The sequence below is a fragment of the Flavobacterium sp. CFS9 genome, from assembly GCF_041154745.1.
In the GTDB taxonomy this organism is placed as follows: domain Bacteria; phylum Bacteroidota; class Bacteroidia; order Flavobacteriales; family Flavobacteriaceae; genus Flavobacterium.
Genome location: NZ_AP031573.1, coordinates 899516 through 923704 on the forward strand (window position 1 = coordinate 899516; position 24189 = coordinate 923704).

General features: G+C 35.8%; 20 protein-coding genes. 10 read left to right on the forward strand and 10 right to left on the reverse strand.

Features of this window, described 5'->3' with window-relative positions; translation table 11 throughout:
- The first annotated feature begins 22 nt into the window (after positions 1-22).
- From ACAM30_RS03910 to ACAM30_RS03925, 4 genes are all read left to right on the forward strand, one after another.
- A complete protein-coding gene (locus tag ACAM30_RS03910; protein ID WP_369618634.1) occupies positions 23-1750 on the forward strand; it encodes a phospho-sugar mutase in 1728 nt (575 codons plus the stop codon).
- Between the two features lie 4 nt (positions 1751-1754).
- Positions 1755-2186, forward strand: a complete 432-nt coding sequence (locus tag ACAM30_RS03915) for a DUF1016 N-terminal domain-containing protein (RefSeq protein WP_369617322.1) — start codon at positions 1755-1757, stop codon at positions 2184-2186.
- A 49-nt stretch (positions 2187-2235) separates the two neighbouring features.
- On the forward strand, positions 2236-4065 hold the full coding sequence (locus tag ACAM30_RS03920) for an ABC transporter ATP-binding protein (RefSeq protein WP_369617323.1): 1830 nt from the start codon (positions 2236-2238) through the stop codon (positions 4063-4065).
- A gap of 132 nt (positions 4066-4197) precedes the next feature.
- Positions 4198-4899, forward strand: a complete 702-nt coding sequence (locus ACAM30_RS03925) for a hypothetical protein (protein ID WP_369617324.1) — start codon at positions 4198-4200, stop codon at positions 4897-4899.
- 172 nt (positions 4900-5071) lie between these two features.
- Here the strand turns inward: ACAM30_RS03925 and ACAM30_RS03930 are convergent, their stop codons facing one another.
- The 3 genes from ACAM30_RS03930 to ACAM30_RS03940 all read right to left on the reverse strand — a co-directional run bounded on the left by ACAM30_RS03930 (position 5072) and on the right by ACAM30_RS03940 (position 10055).
- The gene (locus ACAM30_RS03930) at positions 5072-5794 is read right to left on the reverse strand and encodes a hypothetical protein (protein WP_369617325.1); all 723 of its coding nucleotides are present in this window, start codon (positions 5792-5794) and stop codon (positions 5072-5074) included.
- A 95-nt stretch (positions 5795-5889) separates the two neighbouring features.
- Entirely contained in the window at positions 5890-8307 is a 2418-nt protein-coding gene (locus ACAM30_RS03935) for a TonB-dependent receptor plug domain-containing protein (protein ID WP_369618635.1), read from the reverse strand.
- A gap of 53 nt (positions 8308-8360) precedes the next feature.
- A complete protein-coding gene (locus ACAM30_RS03940; protein WP_369617326.1) occupies positions 8361-10055 on the reverse strand; it encodes a M23 family metallopeptidase in 1695 nt (564 codons plus the stop codon).
- A 179-nt stretch (positions 10056-10234) separates the two neighbouring features.
- Between ACAM30_RS03940 and ACAM30_RS03945 the strand changes: the two genes are divergently transcribed.
- The 3 genes from ACAM30_RS03945 to rny all read left to right on the forward strand — a co-directional run bounded on the left by ACAM30_RS03945 (position 10235) and on the right by rny (position 12601).
- Positions 10235-10525 carry a hypothetical protein gene (locus ACAM30_RS03945; RefSeq protein ID WP_369617327.1) on the forward strand — a complete coding sequence of 97 codons (291 nt, stop codon included), beginning with the start codon at positions 10235-10237 and terminating at the stop codon, positions 10523-10525.
- A gap of 10 nt (positions 10526-10535) precedes the next feature.
- Positions 10536-10829 (forward strand): cell division protein ZapA, encoded by a 294-nt coding sequence (locus tag ACAM30_RS03950; protein ID WP_369617328.1) that lies wholly within the window; start codon positions 10536-10538, stop codon positions 10827-10829.
- Between the two features lie 209 nt (positions 10830-11038).
- Positions 11039-12601, forward strand: coding sequence for a ribonuclease Y (gene rny, locus ACAM30_RS03955; protein ID WP_369617329.1), 1563 nt, complete (start codon positions 11039-11041; stop codon positions 12599-12601).
- 409 nt (positions 12602-13010) lie between these two features.
- Here rny and ACAM30_RS03960 read toward each other — a convergent pair whose 3' ends face one another.
- The 3 genes from ACAM30_RS03960 to ACAM30_RS03970 all read right to left on the reverse strand — a co-directional run bounded on the left by ACAM30_RS03960 (position 13011) and on the right by ACAM30_RS03970 (position 16241).
- On the reverse strand, positions 13011-14531 hold the full coding sequence (locus ACAM30_RS03960; protein ID WP_369617330.1) for a PAS domain-containing protein: 1521 nt from the start codon (positions 14529-14531) through the stop codon (positions 13011-13013).
- A gap of 152 nt (positions 14532-14683) precedes the next feature.
- Entirely contained in the window at positions 14684-15580 is an 897-nt protein-coding gene (gene xerD / locus ACAM30_RS03965) for a site-specific tyrosine recombinase XerD (RefSeq protein WP_369617331.1), read from the reverse strand.
- A gap of 79 nt (positions 15581-15659) precedes the next feature.
- Complete coding sequence (locus ACAM30_RS03970) at positions 15660-16241, reverse strand: porin family protein (protein WP_369617332.1); 582 nt, start codon at positions 16239-16241, stop codon at positions 15660-15662.
- Positions 16242-16644: 403 nt separating this feature from the next.
- On the opposite strand from ACAM30_RS03970, the gene ACAM30_RS03975 reads away from it, so the two are divergent.
- The 3 genes from ACAM30_RS03975 (at position 16645) to ACAM30_RS03985 (ending at position 20567) form a co-directional block, all read left to right on the forward strand.
- Positions 16645-17205 (forward strand): porin family protein, encoded by a 561-nt coding sequence (locus ACAM30_RS03975; RefSeq protein WP_017498107.1) that lies wholly within the window; start codon positions 16645-16647, stop codon positions 17203-17205.
- A 140-nt stretch (positions 17206-17345) separates the two neighbouring features.
- On the forward strand, positions 17346-17759 hold the full coding sequence (gene aroQ, locus ACAM30_RS03980) for a type II 3-dehydroquinate dehydratase (RefSeq protein ID WP_369617333.1): 414 nt from the start codon (positions 17346-17348) through the stop codon (positions 17757-17759).
- Between the two features lie 318 nt (positions 17760-18077).
- Positions 18078-20567, forward strand: a complete 2490-nt coding sequence (locus tag ACAM30_RS03985) for a DUF5686 and carboxypeptidase regulatory-like domain-containing protein (RefSeq protein WP_369617334.1) — start codon at positions 18078-18080, stop codon at positions 20565-20567.
- A gap of 93 nt (positions 20568-20660) precedes the next feature.
- Here ACAM30_RS03985 and ACAM30_RS03990 read toward each other — a convergent pair whose 3' ends face one another.
- The 4 genes from ACAM30_RS03990 to ACAM30_RS04005 form a co-directional block, all read right to left on the reverse strand.
- Entirely contained in the window at positions 20661-21536 is an 876-nt protein-coding gene (locus ACAM30_RS03990; protein ID WP_369617335.1) for a cation diffusion facilitator family transporter, read from the reverse strand.
- A 150-nt stretch (positions 21537-21686) separates the two neighbouring features.
- Positions 21687-23000, reverse strand: coding sequence for a UDP-N-acetylglucosamine 1-carboxyvinyltransferase (murA, locus tag ACAM30_RS03995; RefSeq protein ID WP_017498103.1), 1314 nt, complete (start codon positions 22998-23000; stop codon positions 21687-21689).
- 90 nt (positions 23001-23090) lie between these two features.
- Positions 23091-23813, reverse strand: coding sequence for a DUF4290 domain-containing protein (locus tag ACAM30_RS04000; protein WP_369617336.1), 723 nt, complete (start codon positions 23811-23813; stop codon positions 23091-23093).
- Positions 23814-23816: 3 nt separating this feature from the next.
- Positions 23817-24113 (reverse strand): DUF493 family protein, encoded by a 297-nt coding sequence (locus tag ACAM30_RS04005; protein ID WP_369617337.1) that lies wholly within the window; start codon positions 24111-24113, stop codon positions 23817-23819.
- Positions 24114-24189 lie beyond the last annotated feature (76 nt).

Below are 24189 nucleotides of genomic sequence, written 5' to 3' on the forward strand. Positions count from 1 at the left end.
TTAATACAAAAAGACACGAATGATGAATATAGCACCTAATATTCTAAATGCAGTAAACGAATGGCTAACCCCTACATTTGACAGCGAAACGCAAGCTGCTGTTAAAGAATTAATGACAACCTCACCAAAGGAACTGGAGGAAAGTTTTTATAAAAATCTGGAATTTGGAACTGGTGGAATGCGTGGTGTGATGGGTGTTGGAAGCAACCGAATTAACAAATACACTCTGGGAAAAAACACACAGGGTTTATCTGATTATTTACATATTGCGTTCCCAAACCAACCTTTAAAAGTGGTTATCGCTTACGATTGCCGTCACAACAGTAATACCCTGGCAAAGGTTGTTGCGGATGTTTTTTCGGCAAACGGAATTCACGTGTATTTATTTTCAGATTTACGACCAACTCCGGAATTATCGTTTGCACTTAAATATTTAGGCTGCCAATGCGGAATTGTATTAACTGCTTCTCACAATCCACCGGAATATAACGGTTATAAAGTGTACTGGGAAGATGGCGGACAAATTGTACCTCCACAAGATAACGCAATCATCGACACGATCGAAAACTTAAGTTACGATAAAATTAAATTTAAAGCTAACGAAAGTCTGATCGAGTATATCGACACTGAACTTGACAAAGCTTTTGTAAAATCGTCTATCGAAAACGCAAGCTTCAATACTCCTGCTAAAGCAAAAGACAACTTACATATTGTTTTTACTTCTTTGCACGGAACCTCTATAAAATCTATTCCTGATACTTTATCTCAGGCAGGTTATAAAAACGTACACATCGTACCGGAGCAGGCTATTCCTGATGGAAATTTCCCAACGGTAAAATCTCCAAATCCTGAAGAACCTGAAGCTTTAACTATGGCTTTGGCTTTGGCTGATAAAACAAATTCGGATATTGTAGTTGGAACGGATCCTGATTGTGACCGTCTTGGGGTTGCTGTTAGAAACAACGAAGGCAAACTGATTTTACTGAACGGAAATCAAACCATGGTTATGATGACTGCTTTCTTATTGAAACAATGGAAAAAAGCAGGCAAAATTAACGGAAAACAATTCATTGGATCTACCATTGTTTCAACTCCGATGATGATGGAATTAGCCACCAATTATGGCGTTGAATGTAAAATAGGATTAACCGGTTTTAAATGGATTGCCAAAATGATTAAAGATTTTCCTCAACTTCAATTTATTGGAGGCGGTGAAGAAAGCTTTGGTTTCATGGTTGGCGATGCCGTAAGAGACAAAGATGCTGTTGCTGCAACCTTATTAATCTGCGAAGTAGCCGCTCAGGCAAAAGCAGCAGGAAGCAGTGTTTACAAAGAACTTCAACAGCTTTATGTTGAAAACGGTTTCTATAAAGAACATCTGATTTCTTTAACCAAAAAAGGAATGCAAGGTCTGGAAGAAATCAATCAGATGATGATCAGTTTACGTGAAAATCCTTTGAAAGAAATCAGCGGACAACGTGTGATCGTGATGGAAGACTATCAGTCTTCAATTGCCTTGAATTTATTGACCGGAGAAGAATCTGTAATGGATATTCCAAAATCAAATGTATTGATTTATTATACCGAAGACGGTTCTAAAATTTGTGCAAGACCAAGCGGAACTGAACCAAAAATCAAATTCTACATTAGTGTTAATGCACAGTTGGATTCTGTTGAGGATTTTGATGCGGCAGAAAGCTACCTGGACGAAAAGATACAAAGCATTATTGCAGGTATGCAATTGAACTAAAAAAATGAGTGACAAACCTGACACAAATGACAAACCTGAACTATTAGACTCGATAATTGGACTAATAGATCAGACGCGTCATTCTGTTGCCAAAACGGTTAATCAGGAATTAACACTCTTATATTGGAAAATCGGAAAAACGATTAATGAAGAGATTCTAAAAAATGATCGGGCCGATTATGGAAAAAAAATAATTCCTTCATTAAACGAAGCTTTAACCAAAAGATATGGAATAGGTTTCAATAAAAGAAACCTACAAAGCTTTATCAAGCTAAACTCTGAAATACAGGACTTTGAAATTTTGCACACACTGTGTGCAAAATTGACTTGGTCTCATATCAGATCATTAATTTACATTGAAGATGATATAAAAAGGTACTCCAAGAAAGATCTAAAAAACCTATCTTATCAATTACCTAAAACAAATTATTGCTAAAAAAAGCTCAAAACATCTTTCCTATAGCAGAAAATAACATCAAAAATAAATGAGTAATTTCAAAAAAATAGTTCCTTTTATATATCCGTACAAAAGATATGCATTCTTAAATATCTTTTTTAATATTTTGTATGCACTTTTTAGCACACTTTCTTTCATGGCATTAATTCCGATGCTTCAGGTTTTGTTTGACAAAACGAAGAAGAATTATGTTATGCCCACTTACGAAGGGATTGCACACATAAAAGAATTCGGAGAAAATTATCTGAGCTATTACATCACAACAAATGCAGATCCCAATAATCCGGGATTTATACTTTCGGTAATGGTCGCATTAATTATTTCGATTTTCTTATTGAAAAATTTAGCCGATTATCTCGCCATGTTTTTCATCAATTTTTTACGAAATGGCGTATTGAGAGACATGCGAAATGCATTGTATAAAAAAACACTGGAACTTCCTCTGGCCTTTTATTCTGAAAAAAGAAAAGGAGATGTCATTTCCCGAATTTCCGCTGACGTAAATGAAGTTCAGACTTCCTTTTTAGCCATCTTAGAACTTATCGTAAAAGAACCTTTAACGATTATTTTCACCATTGGCGCCATGTTGATCATCAGCGCAAAACTTACTCTGTTTGTCTTTATTTTTATTCCTGTTTCCGGATATATTATCTCATTAATCGGAAAACAATTAAAAAAACAATCGGGTAAAGCACAACAGGAACAAGGCAGCTTTTTATCGACTATTGAAGAAACAATTGGCGGTTTAAAAGTCGTAAAAGGATACAATGCTGAAAACTACTTTAATACTATTTTCCAGAATTCAACGGAGCGTTTTTTCAAACTCTCCAACAGTATTGGAAATCGTCAGAATCTGGCGTCCCCTGCCAGTGAGTTCATGGGAATTACTGTAATTGCGATATTACTTTGGTACGGAGGTCAAATGGTTTTAATTGAGAAAACACTTGACGGTCCTTCTTTTATTGCCTACATGGGATTAGCTTATAACATTCTAACTCCCGCAAAAGCGATTTCTAAAGCTTCTTACGGAGTAAAAAGAGGAAATGCCGCTGCAGAACGTGTTCTTGAAATTTTAGAGCAGGAAAACACTATTACCTCTAAAGACAAAGCAGTTGAAAAAACAACATTCGACAGTAACATTAGCGTTCAGAACATCAACTTTAAATACGAAGACGAAACGGTTCTGAAAGACTTTTCTCTTGACATTCAAAAAGGACAAACTGTTGCACTTGTTGGGCAATCCGGAAGTGGAAAAAGTACGATTGCCAATTTATTAACCCGTTTTTATGATGTGAACGACGGAACAATTTCGATTGACGGCATCAATATTAAAGACATGAATCTGCAATCACTTCGCAGTTTAATGGGATTGGTAACGCAGGACAGTATCTTATTCAACGATACCATCAAAGCTAATATTGCTTTAGGAAAACTTGATGCTACAGACGATGAAATTATCGAGGCATTAAAAATCGCAAATGCTTTTGAATTTGTAAAAGAACTTCCTTTAGGAATTTACACTAACATTGGCGACAGCGGAAACAAGCTCTCAGGTGGACAAAAACAACGTTTATCGATTGCCAGAGCAGTTCTGAAAAACCCGCCAATTATGATTCTGGATGAAGCTACATCAGCATTGGATACAGAAAGCGAGAAATTTGTTCAGGTGGCTTTAGAGAACATGATGCAAAACAGAACTTCGATTGTAATTGCCCACCGACTTTCAACCATTCAAAAAGCAGATCTGATTGTAGTCATGCAAAAAGGAAAAATCGTAGAGCAAGGCACACATGACGAACTGATTGCCCATAACGGAACCTACAACAAACTGGTGACCATGCAGTCTTTCGAATCATAGACATAAGAAGACAGGCTTAGCCACAAATTATACAGATTACCACAGATTATTTTTCTCTCAACGAATTAAAATCTTATATTTATCTGTATAATTTGTGGCTTTTTTATTTCGAATAATCTTAAATCCGAAAAGATGTACCTTAATAATTCAAACATAAAACTTCCGGATGATCCGGATACCATTGTCTGGAAATACTTAGACTTATCTAAATTCCTTGATTTATTAATGTCCAAAAAGCTATTCATGTCCCGTTCTGACAAGTTTGAGGATCAGTACGAAGGTACTTTTAGCGAGCCTACATTTGAAGAGATTAAAAAACTGGCCATCGACAATCCGGATTTCTTAAATTACTACAAAACTCATCGCGAACAGGTAGCCATAAGCAGCTGGCACATTAACGAATATGAATCGTTTGCAATGTGGCAGATTTTCACCAAAAACAACGAGGGCTTAGCCATTCAGTCTACCATTGGAAGATTACAGAATGCTGTAAAACCGGAAAACAATTTCGATCAATACATTGGCGAGGTAAACTACATCGACTACAAAAAAGAGTACATTCCCTTTGAAGATTTATTTTTTCCCTTTTTATTCAAGCGTAAAAGTTTTCAGTATGAGCGCGAAGTTAGAATTCTTACCGATACTTCAAAAAGCGACATTAAACTAAACGATGGCCTAAAAATCAACGTTGATCTCAAGCAATTGATCGAAAAGATCTACATTCATCCAAAATCTGAAAACTGGTACAAAAAATTAGTAATCGATTTAACGGAACGCCTGGGATTTGATCTGGATATCGAGAAATCGGATCTGGAAAGTGATATTTTGATATAGGTTTTTTAAAGGGGCTAAGGTACTGAGGCACTAAGGTTCTGAGTTTTTTCACCACAAATTCTACCGATTAAAATAAAAAGGACTTTAAAATTGATCAACAATTTTTAAAGTCCTTTTTATTCGTACAAATTCCAAAACCTTAGCACCTTAGTGCCTTAGCGTCTTAGAACCTCTAAATAGGCTTATAACTTTTAACCTCCCACTTTTTTGAAGCTAAGTCAATATAATTGTAATGCAAAACATCATTTTTATCAAACTGTCCGTTTTGGTTAGTATCTTCAATCGTTCTGAAATACAAACGATTTCTTGATTCGATTAAATTCCAGTCTACCAACTCCTGAAAATCTTCTGAAATTTTAGTAAAACGCTCACCGCTGATATTACTTAAATACAAGGTCTTAATATCACTGGTGTCAATTTTACCATCTTTATTGGTATCTGAATCCGCCAGAGTATATACCATAATCTGATTCTGTGTTTTATCAGCAACCGTTTTTAAATAAGTAGCCGTTAAAATCAGGGCTGGTTTATCTGTCAAAGGACGTATGGAATCTGAATCAACTTTCTGGAATTTCAGGTTCTGCAAATAACCGGTGATTTCAAATTCTCCCAAATTAGAAATGGTAAAGCTTACATCATTTACACTTGAAGAACCATAACGGGCTTTCGAACCTTTTTCAAAAACGCGCAGATCTCCAACCGGATGAATCAAATAACTCGTTCCTTCCATCTGAATAGGCAAATCGGCAATCTCTATCTGTGTGGAATCTGTTTTTGCGACAGTATTCGTTTTACTGGCAGTATCGTAAATTACTTTAGGTTTCTTCACTTCATCTTTACAACTCACTAGTGTCCCAATGATTGCCAGAGCTATATAGGTTAAGGATTTTTTCATGTATGCTCATTATATTAGAATATCAAATATAGTATTTTTGATTGTATTATCTACTTTTATTGAATTTTACTGTCAGCTATACCTACGAGCTCCCTTTACAATCTCGCATTCAGCTTCACATTAAAAACCCTCGAGGTCATATAATTTGGAATTGCGTATTGATTTTTGGAATATACATCGCGTACCCAGGTATTGGTAATTGCATTTTGGTTATTGAAAAGATTGAAAATTTCAACTCCAACAGACAATTCTTTAAAATTCTTCAACCATTTTGCCTTAGCCACTTTCGTATTTCCATCTACAAAAACTTTTGCAAAACCCACATCGGCTCTGCGATAATCATTCAGTCTTCTTTGGTACAGATATGGATCTGAATAAGCAGGCGCTCCTCCGGGTAAACCGGTATTGTAAACCAGATTCAAATACAATTTTACACTTGGAATACTTGGCATATAATCCTGAAACAGCATCGCAAATTTCAATCGCTGATCTGTCGGCCTTGCGATATACCCTTTATTTTCATAGTTTTCTTCGGTTTTTAAATATCCAAAGCTAATCCATGATTCTGTTCCGGGTACAAACTCCCCATTCAGTCTGAAATCAATTCCTTGTGCATAGGCTTTTGCATTATTATTGGCAACATATCGAATTCTGACATTATCAATCGAATACACATTTACGTCTGATAGTGATTTATAATAAAGTTCCGTAACCCATTTGAAAGGACGGCTCCACATTTTAAAATTATAATCGTTCCCCAAAACGATATGAACCGATTCCTGCGCTTTCACATTTGGATTTACCACACCATTTAAATCCCTAAGCTCTCTATAAAAAGGGGGCTGATGATACAATCCACCGGAAAGTCGGAAAAGCATGTCCATATCCCAATCCGGCTTTAAAGCAAACTGAGCACGCGGACTAAAAACCGTTTGAGTTTTACCCTCTACAGCGGCACCGGAAACATTCCAACTCTGAAAACGAGCACCAAGATTATACCAAACCTGACTGGATCCTATTTCTGATTTTTTATTCCATTGCGCATATCCCGAAAACCTATTTATGTTATTAAAGTTAGTCGCTCGTACCTCCTGATACGGCAGTAAAGGCCCGGCATAAGGTTCGTATGGCTGATTGTTCTTCGGTAAAAAAGCGATTGGCGGATTAATCGAGAATCCAGCCGAATCAATCATCTCCCACTCTACAATTCGATCCCGAATCGATTCACGGGTATATTTCAACCCAAATTCCAGCTGGCTGTCATTTTTCCATTCTTTAAAACCTTTGATTTCTGCATTGGCGATCAAAGCATCGAGATCATTTCGGGCATGGCTCAGTTGTGAACCTATTCCGCGTGTAAAATCAACATTTGAGGTATCTTCATTTTCTATACTTCCCAAACGATATTGTGCCAAAATATCAAAATGCTCCTGCTCTATGGTATGAAAGAGAGAGCCAATTAATTTAAAAGTCAAAGTTGACGAAGCTTTATAAGTTGTTTTCAAGGCACCAAAATAGGTATTGTACTGATCGCGTTCCCTGCCTTCATAATACACGGCAAGCGCCATAGGCTGATCTATAGTTCCAAATTTTGTCTCACGGATTAAAGGCTGATACAAATATTTGTTTTGAGAGATATTCCCTAAAAAACTCACTTGCCATTTTGCAGAAATATCATAATTAACATTGGTCTGAATATCCGCAAAAGTTGGCGTATAATTTGTCTGCGTATCCTGACTATTCACCAGCAAGCTGTTATTTCTATAACGAACTCCGGTTACGGCCGACCATTTTTTATTTTTAGAAACAGCATCGACCGATACGCTTCCTCCAAGCAAACTGGCTTCAAGTGAAGCTCCAAACTGCGTTGGTCTTCTGTAAGTGATGTCTAAAACAGAGGATAATTTATCTCCAAACTTTGCTTGAAATCCTCCTGCCGAAAAGTCAACATTCTGTACCAAATCGGTATTGGTAAAACTTAATCCTTCCTGTTGTCCGGAACGAATTAAAAACGGGCGGTAGACTTCGACCTCGTTCACATAAACCAGATTTTCATCGTAATTTCCACCCCGAACCGCATATTGCGTACTCAGTTCATTATTGGAATTTACACCCGGCAGTGTTTTCAAAATATTTTCAATTCCGGCATTGGCTCCGGGTATTTTCTTAATAGTAGCGACATCAACATTTGCAATACCCTGAATCCTTTTTTTGTTTTTAGAAGAAACAAAAACTTCTCCCATCTGTTCTTCGGAACTACTCATTAGTGGATTAAAAACAAAAATCTCATTTGAGGTTAAATGCACCGTCAGACTCATCATTTTTAAAGAAACGTGGGTAAAAATCAATGAAATCTTTTTATCGGATGGCACTACAATTTCATAAAAACCATTTGAATCAGATTGAGAAACATTTCCGGAAGAACTGATATTTACTCCAGCAACAGGACGTTTCTGCTCATCCAGAATAAGACCTTTCACATGAGCTTTCTGAGCAAATGAAATACAGGTCATGCATAAAAAAAGAAAAACGGCTATTAACTTAATTTGATTCAAGTGCTTGGGTTTTATTTTTGTTGGCTTCTAAAAAAATGAGTCTCAAAGATAGCAGAATTTCCTACATTATCAATCACTTCAATTTTTAAATCATTTGCTCCTTCGGCAAGGAGAGTATCATCAAAAGTATGTGTTATTTTTCTCGATTTACTTTCATATTCAAACAGAATCCAGTTTCCATTCAGATAACCGTTGTACGATTTAATTCCGGAAGAAGCATCATTAATAGTAAATTCTATCTTTTTAACTCCGGTAATCCACTTGTCCTGAATTGGTTTTGCGATTTTAATTGTCGGTGCGATAGTATCCAGCACTAATCCGAACTGTCCTAATATTTTTGATTTGGCAGTAAAAACATCACCTTTTCTCACCGTTCCGTTATAACTGGCGGAGTTTCCGCTTAATCTTCCAATAAAAACTTTATCCTTTAAAGTTTCCGGAAACGAACTGTCTTTAATCGTAATGGTAAAATTCGAATGCACCGGAACAGTATCGTCATGAACATAAATACGATTGTTTTTAACATCAAAATTTAAATTAAAATCGTCATAAAAAGTTCCAGCCGGGAAAAACACAGACATATTGTCTTTTTCAAAATTTGAATCTTTATTGGCTTTAACAAAATACTTCGAAGCTACCGGCACTTCTTTTACTATTGGTGTCGCGGCATCGTATTCAATGGGTACAGTAACCGTGCTTAAATTTCCAAAGTAATCCGAAACCTCGATTCTGTAAGTCGATGCTAAATTAGGTTCGGCCGAAACAATTCCTCGCAAAGAATCGGTCTTGATGATGCTCAACGCATAAGGTGTTTTCATGAAGAGTTTCTGAACCCGCTGACCCGACTTTTTATATTTACCATAATCAATAAAAGCATTTATATATCGCATCTCATCGAAGGAATAGGTATTGAACTGGTAATTATAATTTTGATTTCCGTTTAGAAAAGTAGCAACATTAAAAACCCCATTTTTATTAAACGAAACATCATCATAATCTACAGCGGAAATTCCGAAACCAATTCTACCATTAGCTTTTACTTTACTCGCCAGATAAGTCCCGTCCTTTTGCAAGGCAACATTTAACAATAGAGGCTGCTTGGACTGATTTACTGTCGCATTATCCATAGGATAAACGTAAACACTTGAGATATTTGGCTTTTTAGTGTCTTTTAGATTTTTATCGAAGCCAAAAAATATAGGATTAATTACGAATTCTGTTTTAGTGTCCCGAATTTCAAAATGAAGATGCGGTCCCTCTGATGAACCTGTATTTCCGGAAAGCCCAATCAGATCACCTTTTATAACTGGCAGTTCGTTGGGTTTTGGAAACATTTCAATTTCATAGGCCTTTTCTTTGTAATGCGTTTTTTTTACATAATCCAGAATTGGCCCAACCGGAGTTTGTAAATGTCCGTATACCGAAGTGTATCCATTTGGATGCGTAATGTAGATGCATTTACCGTTCCCAAAAGTCGAAATTTTAATTCTCGACACATATCCGTCGGCAATAGCATACACATTTAATCCTTCTCTCTGATTCGTTTTCAAATCAAACCCCGCATGGAAATGATTCGGCCTCAACTCCCCGAAATTACCGGAAAGTTGCATCGGGATATCCAGCGGCGGACGAAAATAATCTTTTGGATATTGCGTCTGCGCAAAAATAAACGGACTAAAAAGCAGGGCAAGTAACGAAAATCTCATAAGTAACATTTTTGCTAAGATAAAAAATTAAGAGGCGAAAACCGAGCATAACGCCACAAAAATACAATCGATTGAATTTCATCGGTTTGTTTATTTTTAATGTAAAAAAATCGATAAAAAATTGCATTAATAAAAAGGAATATTAACTTTGTAGGATTAAGTAATGAATAGGATTTATAATGAGTGTAATTGCCGAAATAATTGATACTCTTGAATATAAAGTCGAAAAGCTTTTTGAGAAATCGAAAGGCTTGGAGCATAATAATCAGGCTTTACAATTAGAATTAGCCAAAGCTGCGCAAATTATCCGGAAACAATCTGAAGAAATTGAAGCTTTGAAAAAGCAACATGAAACACTTAAGATCGCCAATTCGTTACTCGGCAGTGACAACAACAAGAGAGAGACAAAGCTTAAAATAAATTCATTAATTCGCGAAATTGACTACTGTATAGCACAGTTATCAGATTAACAAAGACGACATGGACGGAAAGCTTAAAATTAAAATATCAGTTGCAGACAGAGTTTATCCTTTAACGGTTGAACCTGCTCAGGAAGAAGGACTAAGAAGTGCTTCTAAAAAAATTGATGCTATGATTAAGCAATTCGAAGAAAGTTACGCGGTTCGTGACAAACAAGATGTTCTGGCGATGTGTGCCCTGCAATTTGCATCGCAAGTCGAACAAAAACAAATTGACAACGCAATCGATGGCGAAGAAACTATCGAAAGAATTAAAAGATTAAATTCGCTATTAGATCAATATCTCGAAAATTAAACGTTCTTTTACAACAACTAAGATACTGCCTACATTAGTTCACAATTGGTAAACTCAACACTAACAATTTAGAATGAGCAAATCGTCGCTACTATAGTATGCCATGCTTCGGCTTGGAAACTTGAACAGTGAGTTAGCTCAAAACTTGTCTTTACGAGTTTATTCAAGCAATTAATGTAGGCTTTTTTTATATATAAATTTTTACAAACATGGACATAATAACAATCATTATTTCAGGTATTATAGGAATTGCGGTAGGTTTTGCAATTGCTAAAATTATCGAAAAAAGCAATATTTCTAACCTCATTAAAAATGCCAAAAAAGAAGCAGCTTCCATTTTAAAAGATGCCAATTTAGAAGCAGAAAATATCAAAAAAGATAAAATTCTTCAGGCAAAAGAGCGTTTTATCGAACTAAAATCAGAGCATGAACAAGTTATTTTAGCAAGAGACAAAAAAGTAGCGGAGGTAGAAAAAAGAGTACGCGATAAAGAATCACAAGTTTCTAACGAACTTTCGAAAGCTAAAAAAGTAAACGACGAGTTTGAATCTAAAACACAGGAATACAACAATAAAATTGAAGTTTTAGACAAAAAACAAACTGAAGTTGACAAATTACACAAAAGCCAGCTACAGCAGCTTGAAGTAATTTCAGGGCTTTCTGCCGAAGAGGCAAAAGAGCAATTAGTGGAAGGATTAAAAGCCGAAGCTAAAAGTAAAGCAATGTCTCACATTCAGGAAACCATTGAAGAGGCTAAACTTACCGCTCAGCAGGAAGCTAAGAAAATTATTATCAATACGATCCAGAGAGTTGGAACTGAGGAAGCAGTTGAAAATTGCGTTTCAGTATTCAACATTGAATCTGACGATGTAAAAGGTAGAATCATTGGACGTGAAGGACGTAACATTAGAGCCCTTGAAGCAGCTACAGGAGTTGAAATCATCGTTGACGACACACCTGAAGCGATCATCCTTTCTTGTTTTGATCCTGTTCGTAGAGAAATTGCTCGTTTATCTTTGCATAAACTGGTTACAGACGGACGTATTCACCCTGCAAGAATTGAAGAAGTAGTGGCTAAAACTGCTAAACAGATTGACGACGAAATTATCGAAGTTGGTAAACGTACTGTTATCGACTTAGGAATTCACGGTTTACACCCTGAATTGATCAAAGTTGTAGGTAGAATGAAATACCGTTCTTCTTACGGACAAAACTTATTGCAGCACTCGAGAGAAGTTTCTAAACTTTGTGGTATCATGGCTGCCGAATTAGGTTTAAACGTAAAATTGGCCAAAAGAGCCGGTTTACTTCACGATATTGGTAAAGTTCCGGATACTGAAAGTGATTTACCTCACGCGTTATTAGGTATGCAGTGGGCAGAGAAATACGGCGAAAAAGATGAAGTTTGCAACGCTATTGGAGCTCACCACGACGAGATCGAAATGAAGTCTTTACTTTCTCCGATTGTTCAGGTTTGTGATGCTATTTCAGGTGCAAGACCAGGCGCAAGACGTCAGGTTTTAGATTCATACATTCAACGTTTGAAAGACCTTGAAGATGTTGCTTACGGGTTTAGCGGTGTAAAAAATGCATATGCAATTCAGGCTGGTAGAGAACTTCGTGTAATTGTAGAAAGCGAAAAAGTTTCTGACGACAATGCTGCGAATTTATCTTTCGAGATTTCACAAAAAATTCAAACTGAAATGACTTATCCGGGTCAAGTAAAAGTTACTGTAATTAGAGAAACCAGAGCGGTAAATATCGCGAAGTAATCTTCTCATTCTATTCATAAAACAAAGGCTATCTTAAAACAAGATAGCCTTTGTTTTTTTATAACACTACGGTCTGGCGATTTACACTTAGCTCATCAGTCTTCGGCTTCGCTCAGACTGACATTCGCATCTTCGTTTAGACTGACATTTTCGACTTCACTCAGACTGACATTCTGAACTTCGCCAAAACCGACATTAAGATCTTTATATTATGAAAGTCCTTCGACTTCGCTCAGGACGACAAATCATGACAAACCTTCCCAAATGCAGAGATTATAACTACCAATAAAACTGCAACAACGACTAAAACCATCATAGATATTGGAGACCGAGACTGAGACTACCACTATAACTGAAAACCGTGATTACAGCTCCTCGTACAAACCAAACTCTATCTACAACACCATCGTTAAATATCGTTAAAAATAATTTTAAAACTCGTTCCTACTCCCACCTTACTTTCTACCGAAATACTTCCTTTCATAGCCTCAATTTGATTTCTGGTAATATAGAGTCCAATTCCTCTTGCTTCCTGATTTTTGTGAAAAGTTTTATACATCCCAAATAACAAATCACCATACACCGCCAAATCGATTCCCAAACCATTATCTGTAATTTTTAATGACTTGTAACCGTCCGGTTCGATTGAAAAATCAAAAACAATAACAGGATCTCTGTCCGGATGCGCGTACTTTATAGCGTTTGTTGTAAGATTCAACAAAACACTTTCCAGATAAGCCGGATTAAAGTTAATTGTAAGATACTTTGGAACATTATTTACAATTGTGACCTTCTTGTCCTTGTCGTAGCCTTTAATCGTTGAAATCGTTTTCTCGATGTATTCTGAAAGCTTTAACGGCGCCACAGCAATATTGATATTACTTTGCGTCTTTACAATTTGGGTTAAATTTGCAATCGTATCATTCAGATCATTAGAAACAGTTCGCAAATGTTCCAGCATTTCGTTTACCGTTTGTTTATCAACATCCGCATCAATAAAATCCAGAATCGACTTTATATTTCCAGCCTGTGTATTCAGATTATGCGAAACAATATGCGAGAAATTCACCAATCGGCTATTTTGATCACTGTACAATTTCATCGTTTTTAAGAGCTCCAACTCCTTCTCTTTTTGCAAAGAAACGTCGGTATGCGTTCCGATCACACGCAACGGCTTTCCATTTTCATCCCTTTCAATAACCTTTCCACGATCCAGAATCCACTTATAATTACCGCTTGAAGTCATGACACGATGGTAGTTTTCGTAATATGGGATCTTATTATCAAAATGCTCCTGTATATCCGAATAGTACTTTGGAAGGTCTTCAGGATGCACAATCTTATCCCAACGTTCCGGATCATCAAAAATATCAGTAGAATCCAATTCCAGAATCTTTAACGACAATGACGAATAGAAAACTCTATTGGTTACCATATCCCAATCCCAAATTCCGGCAGTAGAAGCTTCAAGAGCAAATTGAAATCGTTCTTCAGAAATACGCAATTTTTCTTCCTTATCTTTTAGTTCCGTAATATCCGAAACATGTCCAAAAAAGCTAACATGCCCGTCAGCGGACTGCTCTGTTTTTGCAGAAACCTTAAACCATCGCAATCCTTTTATAGGCAAAACAGCTCTAAATTCGACATTCCAGGGTTTTATTTCTTTGCGTGCTTTGACTAAAGACTGAAAAAACAGATCACGGTCCTGAGGAAAAATTCGGTCGTAAATTACCAATTTAATATCATTGGTAAACTCTTTTACACTAATTTCAAAAATATCGTCAGCTGATTTACTGACCAGAGGGAAAGTATACCTGTTTTCGCTGTCAACAACAAACTGAAACAGCAAGTCCGGCATTTCGGCAAGCAATTTTTTATAAAAATTATTTACCTCTAAGCAATTCTCATTTCCATATAAATCAAAAACCATATATCACTTATTTATGTAGATTGAAATATTAAAACAATGATCTCAATAGTAAAAAACAAAAGCTGAAACTGGCTCTTTTATTCCCTAATAACCACAAAATATGATACAATATATTACTTTTTTGACTTAAAAACGACTTCCTGCTTCAAAAATTACTTCCTTGGATGAAAAGATAACATTACTTCTTTCAAAAAGCGTCTGTCTAAATGCACATAAATTTCGGTCGTAGTGATCGATTCGTGTCCTAACATCAACTGAATCGATCTTAAATCAGCACCATTTTCAAGTAAATGGGTTGCAAAAGAATGTCTCAGGGTATGCGGACTAATACTTTTTTGAAGATTAATCTTTACTGCCAAATCTTTTATAATGGTAAAAATCATGGCACGTGTAAGCTGATTTCCTCTCCTGTTCAAAAATAAAGTATCTTCACAGCCTTTTTTTATTTTAAGATTTACCCGAATTTCCTTCTGATAAATCTGAATGTATTTCTGAGCGAACTTACCCACCGGAACAAAACGTTCTTTATTTCCTTTTCCGGTAATTTTAACAAACCCTTCTTCAAAAAATAGATCAGAAATTTTTAAGGAAACCAATTCCGAAACCCGAAGTCCGCAACCGTACAAAGTTTCCAACATTGCCCGATTCCGTTCGCCTTCATTGGTACTCAGATCAATTGCCGCAATAAGAGCATCAATTTCATCTAAAGACAGCGTATCAGGCAATTTCCGTCCTGTTTTGGGAGTTTCGATCAGTTCCATCGGATTATCGTTTCTGTAATCTTCAAAAACCAGATAATTAAAAAAACTTTTCAGGCCCGAAATAATTCTTGCCTGTGAGCGTGGATTGACTTCTTTAGCTACCGCATAAATAAACTGCTGAACCGTTTCGTCATCAATCTTTACGGGAGAAATTTCTATTCTGTTTGTTTCCAGAAAAAGACACAAACGCTCGATATCAAAACCATAGTTTTCGATCGTGTTTTTAGACAAACCTCTCTCGATGCGTAAATACGACTGATAATCTTTTATGTAACGGTTCCAATTCATAGCTACAAAGTAAAACATTTTCAGGCATAAAAAAACCTTCCGGGTTAGGGAAGGTTCTAAAATTTATTGTTGGATAAAATTAGAATTTGTATGCTAAAGATAACGCAAGGTTACTGTTTTTAGCACTGTCATAGTAATCATCTGAATTATCAATATCTTTATCAGAAAGCGGAGATAATCCGATTGTGTAACGAAGACCTACTGAAAGGTTATCTGTGAAATTATATCCGGCTCCAAGATTAAATCCTAAATCTGCTGATCTGGTAAAATCTTTAATATTCTGACTATCTGCTTTAGCTGACAATAAAACACCTAATTGCGGACCAGCTTCAACGCTGAATTTTTTATCAACAATATAATACTTTGCTAATACAGGAATATTCAAATAATTCAATTTAATATCAGTATCATTACCAACAGGTCCGTCTACTTTAGTTCCCTGAGCAGAAAACAAAAGCTCCGGCTGAATAAAAAATCTTTGAATCACATGAATTTCTGCAAAACCTCCAACGTGAAAACCTACAAGAGATTTAACATGATCCACATCTCCTCCAACTACTGTCGAAATATTAAGACCTCCTTTTACTCCAAATCTGGTCTTTTGTGCATTAGCAAAACCAAATACCATTACTGCCATAGCAGCCAAAATTATTTTTTTCATTACAATTTGTTTTTTGTGTTATTCAAAACAAATATAAAGATATCCTTATTAAAAAAGAACTTGGATGCTAATTAATAAATTGGTAAATACAGCTTTATGTTATGATCAGCAGACCTTTCTTCTACATTTTAGCATACTTTTAAATCTAGAATATCAAAATAAACGTACAAAATAAAAAAGTTATAAAATCAATTTTGAACTATAAATCTGATTAAATAATAAATACAACCTAAAAAACCGATCACAAATAAACTTCTTAAATAGAGCCAATTACAGGCCTAAAATCAACAAAAATGAGAATTTTAGTAATTATTTAAAGCAAAATATAAAACAATAAATTCCTAATTCTGTAGTTTTGACTAATAAATAACATTTAAAAAAATCAAATTTTAAAAACACTTTTATGAAAAAGATAATCTTAGCAGCTGTATTGTTTATCGCAACTTCAGCTACAATTCAGGCACAATTAGTACAATTTGGAGTTAAAGCAGGGGTTAACTTTGCAAGCCAAACCGGAGATGCAGGTCTTCAAGGTGTAGCATTTGACAAAGAAGGAATCACTAGCTATCACGTAGGGGTTGTTGCAGAACTTAAATTATTAGACAAATTTGCTATTCAACCGGAGCTTTTATACTCTACTCAGGGAGCAACTTACAAGAATGCTGTAAATGAATTTAAAAATGAATTAGGCTACTTATCTATTCCAGTAATGGCTAAGTTTTACCTAAACGATACTTTTAGCTTAGAAGTAGGTCCTCAGGCTTCCTTTTTATTAAGTGAAAAAAATAAGTTTGATGTTAAAGATGCACAGACTTTTGAATTTGGACTTAATGCCGGATTAGGAGTAAAACTTACTAAAAGCATTTTTGTTCAGGGCCGTTATGGTCTAGGATTAACTGAAGCTTCTAAAAATGCTGATGTTAAAAACTCAACTTTCCAGATCTCTGCCGGATTCTTGTTCTAAAAAATATATCACATACTTTTACCAAAACCGTTCTATTAATTAGAGCGGTTTTTTTTATTTTTACAACTATTCAAGGGCAAAGTCAAAAATCAATGCCACTACCAATTGTTTTACATTTTACATCTCACAAATCACTACTTATGAAAATCTGCATCATCAATGGACCCAATTTGAATCTTTTAGGAAAAAGAGAGCCTGAAGTTTACGGAAGTCAGACTTTTGAAGATTATTTCGAAACGTTACAGGCAAAATTCCCACACATTGAACTTTCTTATTATCAAAGTAATATTGAAGGCGAACTGATCGGAAAAATTCAGGAATGCGGTTTTAGTTTTGATGGAATTATTCTGAATGCAGGAGCTTACACTCATACTTCTATAGGATTAGGCGATGCCATGAAAGCGGTTACAACTCCGGTAATCGAAGTACACATTTCAAACACCTATGCCCGTGAAAGTTTCAGACATCAGTCGTATTTATCAGGAAATGCTAAAGGGGTTATCCTTGGTTTTGGCTTAAAAAGTTACGAACTGGCTATTCAGTCTTTTTTGTAAAATGTTTAGGTGTGAAATGTAAAATGTGAAATGTTAAGATGTGAAATGTTAAGATGTGAGATTCCATCTCAAGTGTTTCATTTGTTTAGATTGTAAATCCAAAAACTTAATCCATTTGGTCCCGTTATAAGAATCAAAAATCGGTAATAAAAATTCTTTATCGATACAATTAACCTATCCTACACATTTCTCATCTCACATTTCACATCTTACATTTCACATCTTACATTTCACATCTTACATTCCCCCCTTACATTTAACAAATAATTAATAGCCTCATTTTTAACTTATTCTATTTTTGTGAGAGATACTATTCTCATGAAAAACTATACTTTACTTGCCTTTTTATTTTTCTCCATTTCAAATTTCGCCCAAATTAAGGGAACTGTAACCGATGATAAAGGAACTCCTTTGCCCTTTGTATCCATCTTTGAAGAGAATACTTATAGCGGAACTACTTCTAATGAGCAGGGAAAATATCAGCTTACCGTAAAAGAGCCGGGCAAAAACAAAATCGTTTTTCAATATCTGGGCTATAAAACTCAAAAAATAACAATTCCAGCTGACACAAAAGCGACATTGCCAGATGTAAAAATGACTGAGGAAAGCTTTGCTTTAAACGAAGTAGTGATTGACCCGAAAAATAATCCTGCCAACACCATTATTAAAAGTGCTATTGCGGTCAAAAAAGACAACTCTGACAAAATTGCCCGATACACAGCCGATTTCTACTCCAAAGGAATGTTTAAAGTAAAAGATTTACCGAAAAAGATTCTGGGACAAAAAGTAGATCTGGGCGACGATCTTGCATCGAATTTAGATTCTACCGGAACCGGTATTTTATATTTATCCGAAACCATTTCTAAGGTTACTTTTGAAAAACCCAACAAATTAAAAGAACGCATTATCGCTTCTAAAATCTCAGGCAACAACAGAGGATACAGCTACAATACTGCCTCACGATCGACTTACGATTTTTATGAAAACACGATAGACTTCGATACCAAACTCATATCGCCTATTGCCGACAATGCTTTCGCTTATTACAAATACAAACTCGAAGGTACTTTTTATGATGACAACAAACAGCAGATTTACAAAATCAAAGTAATCCCAAAACGTGATAAGGAGCCCGTTTTTGAAGGCTACATTTACATTGTTGATGACAGTTTTGCCATTTATGCCATCGATTTGGACATCAAAGGCTATAGTATGAAAAACGAATTCACGGAGGTAATGAACCTAAAACAAAATTTTAGTTACAATACACAAAATAAAATCTGGATTAAAAACGCACAAACCTTAGATTTCACTGCGGGTCTTTTTGGCATTAAATTCTCCGGGAAATTCGCTTATGTATATTCCAATTATGAATTTCCTGCTTCGTTTGAAAAGAAGACATTCGGGAATGAAATTGTCTCTTTTGAACTCAACGCAAACAAAAAAGACGATGCTTTCTGGAACAACATCCGTCCAATTCCTCTAACCATAGAAGAAAGTAACGATTATACTAAAAAAGACAGCCTTCAGGTTATCCGAAAATCTCAAAAATATACTGACTCCGTTGATGCAAAAAACAACAAATTTAAAGTTCCGGATATCTTAATGGGTTACGATTACAAAAACACCTACAAAAGACATTCTTTCGAATATAAAGGATTACTAAATTTGGCTTCTCTAAGTTTTAATACCGTACAGGGATTTAATCTGGATTCCGGGTTCTCTTTTAAGAAATGGAATGAAGACGAAAGCAAAACAACTTCGCTAAGCACCACTTTTAATTATGGTTTTTCAGATCAACGCTTTAGAGTTACCGGAGAATTCAGTCATAAATTTAACAATATAAATCATGCTACGATCAGCACCTCAGGAGGGACTAAAGTAGCACAATTCAATAGTGCCGAACCCATAACCAAGTTAGTCAATTCTATTAGTTCTTTATTTTTCAAAGACAATTACATGAAACTGTATAATTTAGAATTTGCACAGATCAACTATTCACAAAACGTACTGAATGGTGTCAACCTCAATGCCAAATTGGGTTATGAACAGCGAAAACCACTTTTTAATACCACCGATTATTCTTTCTTTAAAAAGGATGACTTATACTCTTCCAATAATCCATTAGCTCCAAACGATTTTACCACTCCGGCATTTGAAAAGCATCATTTGTTCAAAACAGCCTTAAGTGCCCGAATTAACTTTGGAAACAAATACATTTCGAGACCAGATGGAAGATATAATTTCAAAAACGACAAATTTCCAACACTCTTCTTAAATGTTGAAAAAACATTTGCAGCAAGTAAAAAGAAATATGAGTTTGAAAAAGTTGGCGCGGCTGTACTTTACGATTTATCTTTAGGGAATAAAGGCGTTTTGGGAATGAGCTTCAAAGCCGCCAAATTCTTTAATGCCGATAACATTTCGTTTATCGATTACAAACATTTTAACGGAAACCAGACTCACATTGGTACAAGCGGCCGTTACCTGAATGTATTCAACCTAATGCCTTACTATTCCAACAGTACTAATGATCGTTATTTAGAAATGCATTTGGAACACAACGACAAAGGCTATATTATGAATAAAATACCCGTGTTAAATCTTTTAAAATCAACTCTGAATATTGGTTTTCACTCGTTGGCCATACCTCAAAGAAAGCCTTATACCGAATTTACTGCCGGCCTGGACAATCTGGGGTTTGGTAAATTTAAAATCTTCAGAGTAGATTATGTACATTCGTATCAGGGAGGAATCCAGCAGAATGGTGTCGTTTTCGGATTGAAGATTCTGAATGTGTTAGATTAGAAGAAGTTACTGAGAAACTAAGGCTCTAAGATGCTAAGTTTTTTCCCTTAGCACCTAGTACCTTAGAACCTTAGCCTCTTAGAGCCTTTTTTCTCAATGATAATCATCCGGTTCAATATGAATCAGCACATTGCCTAATTGCGGAATTTTTTCTTTTAAAGTATCTTGTAGTTTGTGTGATAATTCATGCCCTTCTTTCACCGAAATTTTCGCTGAAACTATGGCATGAAGATCTACATGATATCGCATACCAGCTTTGCGGATAAAACATTTTTCGGTACCCAAAATACCGGGAACAGTTAAAGCTTTTACGCGGATTTCTTCAACTAAATCATCGTTCAGATTTTCGTCCATTATTTCACCTAAGGCCGGTCTGAAAATTTTGTAACTGTTGTATAAGATAAAAAAAGCAGCAAAAAGTGCCGCCCAATCATCTGCTGATTCATACCCCTGCCCCATGATCAACGCTATCGAAATTCCGGTAAATGCCGCTACCGAAGTGATCGCGTCACTACGATGGTGCCAGGCATCTGCCGCCAATGAAGAGCTGTTGGTTTGTTTACTTCGTTTCATCACCAAACGAAACGAATATTCTTTCCATATAATAATCCCTCCCAGAACATAAAGTGTCCAGGATTTTGGCAAATCATGCGGAGTCTGAATATTAGCAATACTCTCATAGCCGATAATAGTAGCCGAGGTAATCAAAAAACCAACCACCAAAAAAGTAATTAAAGGTTCTGCGCGACCGTGACCATAAGGATGATTCTCGTCTGCCGGTTTATTCGAATACTTGATTCCGAACAGAACCAAAAATGACGAAAATATATCGGTTGTTGATTCGATTGCATCGGCAATTAGGGCATAAGAATTGCCAAAAAAACCTGCCAGCCCTTTTAAAATGGCTAAGCAGGTGTTCCCTATAATACTGAAATAAGTAGCTTTTACAGCTTTTTGTTCATCTGTCATTTAGACTATTTTTTTTTCGCCACGAATTTCACGAATTACACTAATTTCAGATTTCAAAATTCAATGTCACAAATTTTATTTTAAGAAATTTGTGCAATAAAACACGATCTTAATATTCGTATAATTCGTGAAATTCGTGGCTAACCTTTTCTACGCTCTTACGATTTTTGCGCCAATCGCTCTCAAACGCTCGTCGATACGCTCGTATCCACGGTCAATTTGTTCGATATTTTGAATCGTACTTGTTCCCTTTGCTGAAAGAGCTGCAATCAATAATGAGATTCCTGCACGAATATCAGGAGATGACATGGTTGTCGCTTTCAATTGAGACTCAAAATTATGTCCCATAACCACCGCTCTGTGCGGATCGCATAACATAATTTTTGCTCCCATGTCGATTAATTTATCTACGAAGAACAAACGACTTTCAAACATTTTCTGGTGAATTAAAACATCCCCTTTAGCTTGTGTTGCTACAACCAAAACGATACTCAATAAATCTGGAGTAAATCCTGGCCATGGTGCATCAGCAATCGTTAAAATAGAACCATCAATATCTGTTTTTACTTCGTACCCGTCTTTATGAGCAGGAATGTAAATATCATCATTGCGTTTTTCAATAGTAATTCCCAGTTTTCTAAATGTATTTGGAATCAAACCTAGATTTTCCCAGCTTACATTTTTGATCGTAATTTCGCTTTTTGTCATAGCCGCAAGACCAATCCACGAACCAATCTCGATCATATCCGGAAGAATTCTGTGCTCACATCCACCAAGGCTTTCAACACCCTCGATAGTTAAAAGATTCGAACCAACTCCGGTAATTTTAGCTCCCATAGAGTTTAACATTTTACACAACTGTTGTAAGTAAGGCTCACACGCAGCATTGTAAACAGTTGTTGTTCCTTTTGCCAAAACAGCAGCCATTACGATATTTGCTGTTCCGGTAACTGATGCTTCATCAAGCAGCATATCTGTTCCGGTAAGACCTTCTTCTGGAGATTCCACCCCGTAAAAATGATCTTCTCTGTTGTATCTGAATTTTGCTCCAAGATTAATGAATCCTTCGAAATGTGTATCCAATCTGCGACGTCCAATTTTATCTCCCCCCGGCTTTGGAATGTATCCTTTACCAAAACGTGCTAAAAGCGGTCCAACAATCATAATAGAACCACGAAGAGCTCCTCCTTCTTTTTTGAAAGCTTCAGTTTCTAAATAACCAACATTAACTTCATCAGCCTGAAACGTAATCGAACCCGGCTCATTTCGTTGGATTTTTACACCTAAATTACCCAATAAAGTAATTAATTTATTAATGTCAATAATATCGGGAATATTATTAATTCTTACTTTATCCCCCGTCAAAAGCACGGCGCATAAAATTTGTAACGCTTCATTTTTTGCTCCTTGCGGAGTGATTTCTCCTTTTAAAGGTGTTCCTCCTTCGATTTTAAAAATTCCCATATATATATTTTAGGTTCTAAGGTTCTGAGATTCTGAGGATTTAAGAAAAAACTTAACATCTTAGCCCCTAAGCATCTTAGCTCCTTTTTTTTACTTCTGATTATTATTTTTCTGAAAAGGTTTCGATTTTCCTGAACCTTTATTGTTTTTATTGCTTTGGATTTTTGGCTGTCCTGCCGGTGTAATTTTATTTGACATACGCTTATTGGTACGCAATAAATCGGTTGTATTTAAAAGCTCTTCCGAACTTTGAAGCAAATTGATTTTGCCACCCGACAACTCATACAGATGCTCAAAAATCACGTCGTCCTTAACCGTATCTTTGTTCCAGCTTAAATAAGACTTTTTCATGTGATTGGCAATCACCATTACCAAAGCATTTTTCATCTCGCCATCTTCCCATTTATTGGCAACGTCGATCATGTACTTGATATTGTTTCCGTAAAATCTGTATTTTGGAAAATTCTGCGGATACTGTAAAGCATCTGGTTTTAATTGTAAAACATCGCGAGACGGAATCGGATATGGTGAATCAACATTCAATTTAAAATCAGACATAATAAAAAGCTGATCCCATAATTTATGCTGAAAATCCGGCACATCACGCAAATGCGGATTCAGACTTCCCATTACCTGAATAATGTACTTGGCAGCCTTGTTGCGTGTTTCAGCATCTTCAATTGCAGTAGCCTGATCGATCAGTTTTTGCAAATGACGACCGTATTCCGGAATGATTAATCGTTGTCTTTCAGAATTGTATTCCAAATTAAAAACAACGTCACTCGCACTTTCTTTTTTATATTTTTCGTTCATAAGTTATAATGAAACTATACCTTCTATAGTAGAAACTTCTTTGTATTTGCCAATCACTTCATCGGCACTATGCATGGTAACATCAACCGAAACACTGGTAAATTTACCGGTTTTAGATTTTGTGGTTTTGATAACCGCTCCCATACTGTCAAAAGCTTTTTCAACTCGCTCAACATTATCGTCTACTGAAGGTACTATGAATTTATACAAATATTCTGCTGGCCAGGTATTTGAATTGTCTAACTCAACTTTTAATCTTTCGTAAAATTCAGCGGTGTTTTTTTCTTTATCGTTCTCCATTCGTAATTAAAAATAAACGCAAATATACGGTTTTGATTTCAGACTTTTTAGATTTTTTCTTTTGAAAAAAGCTTCA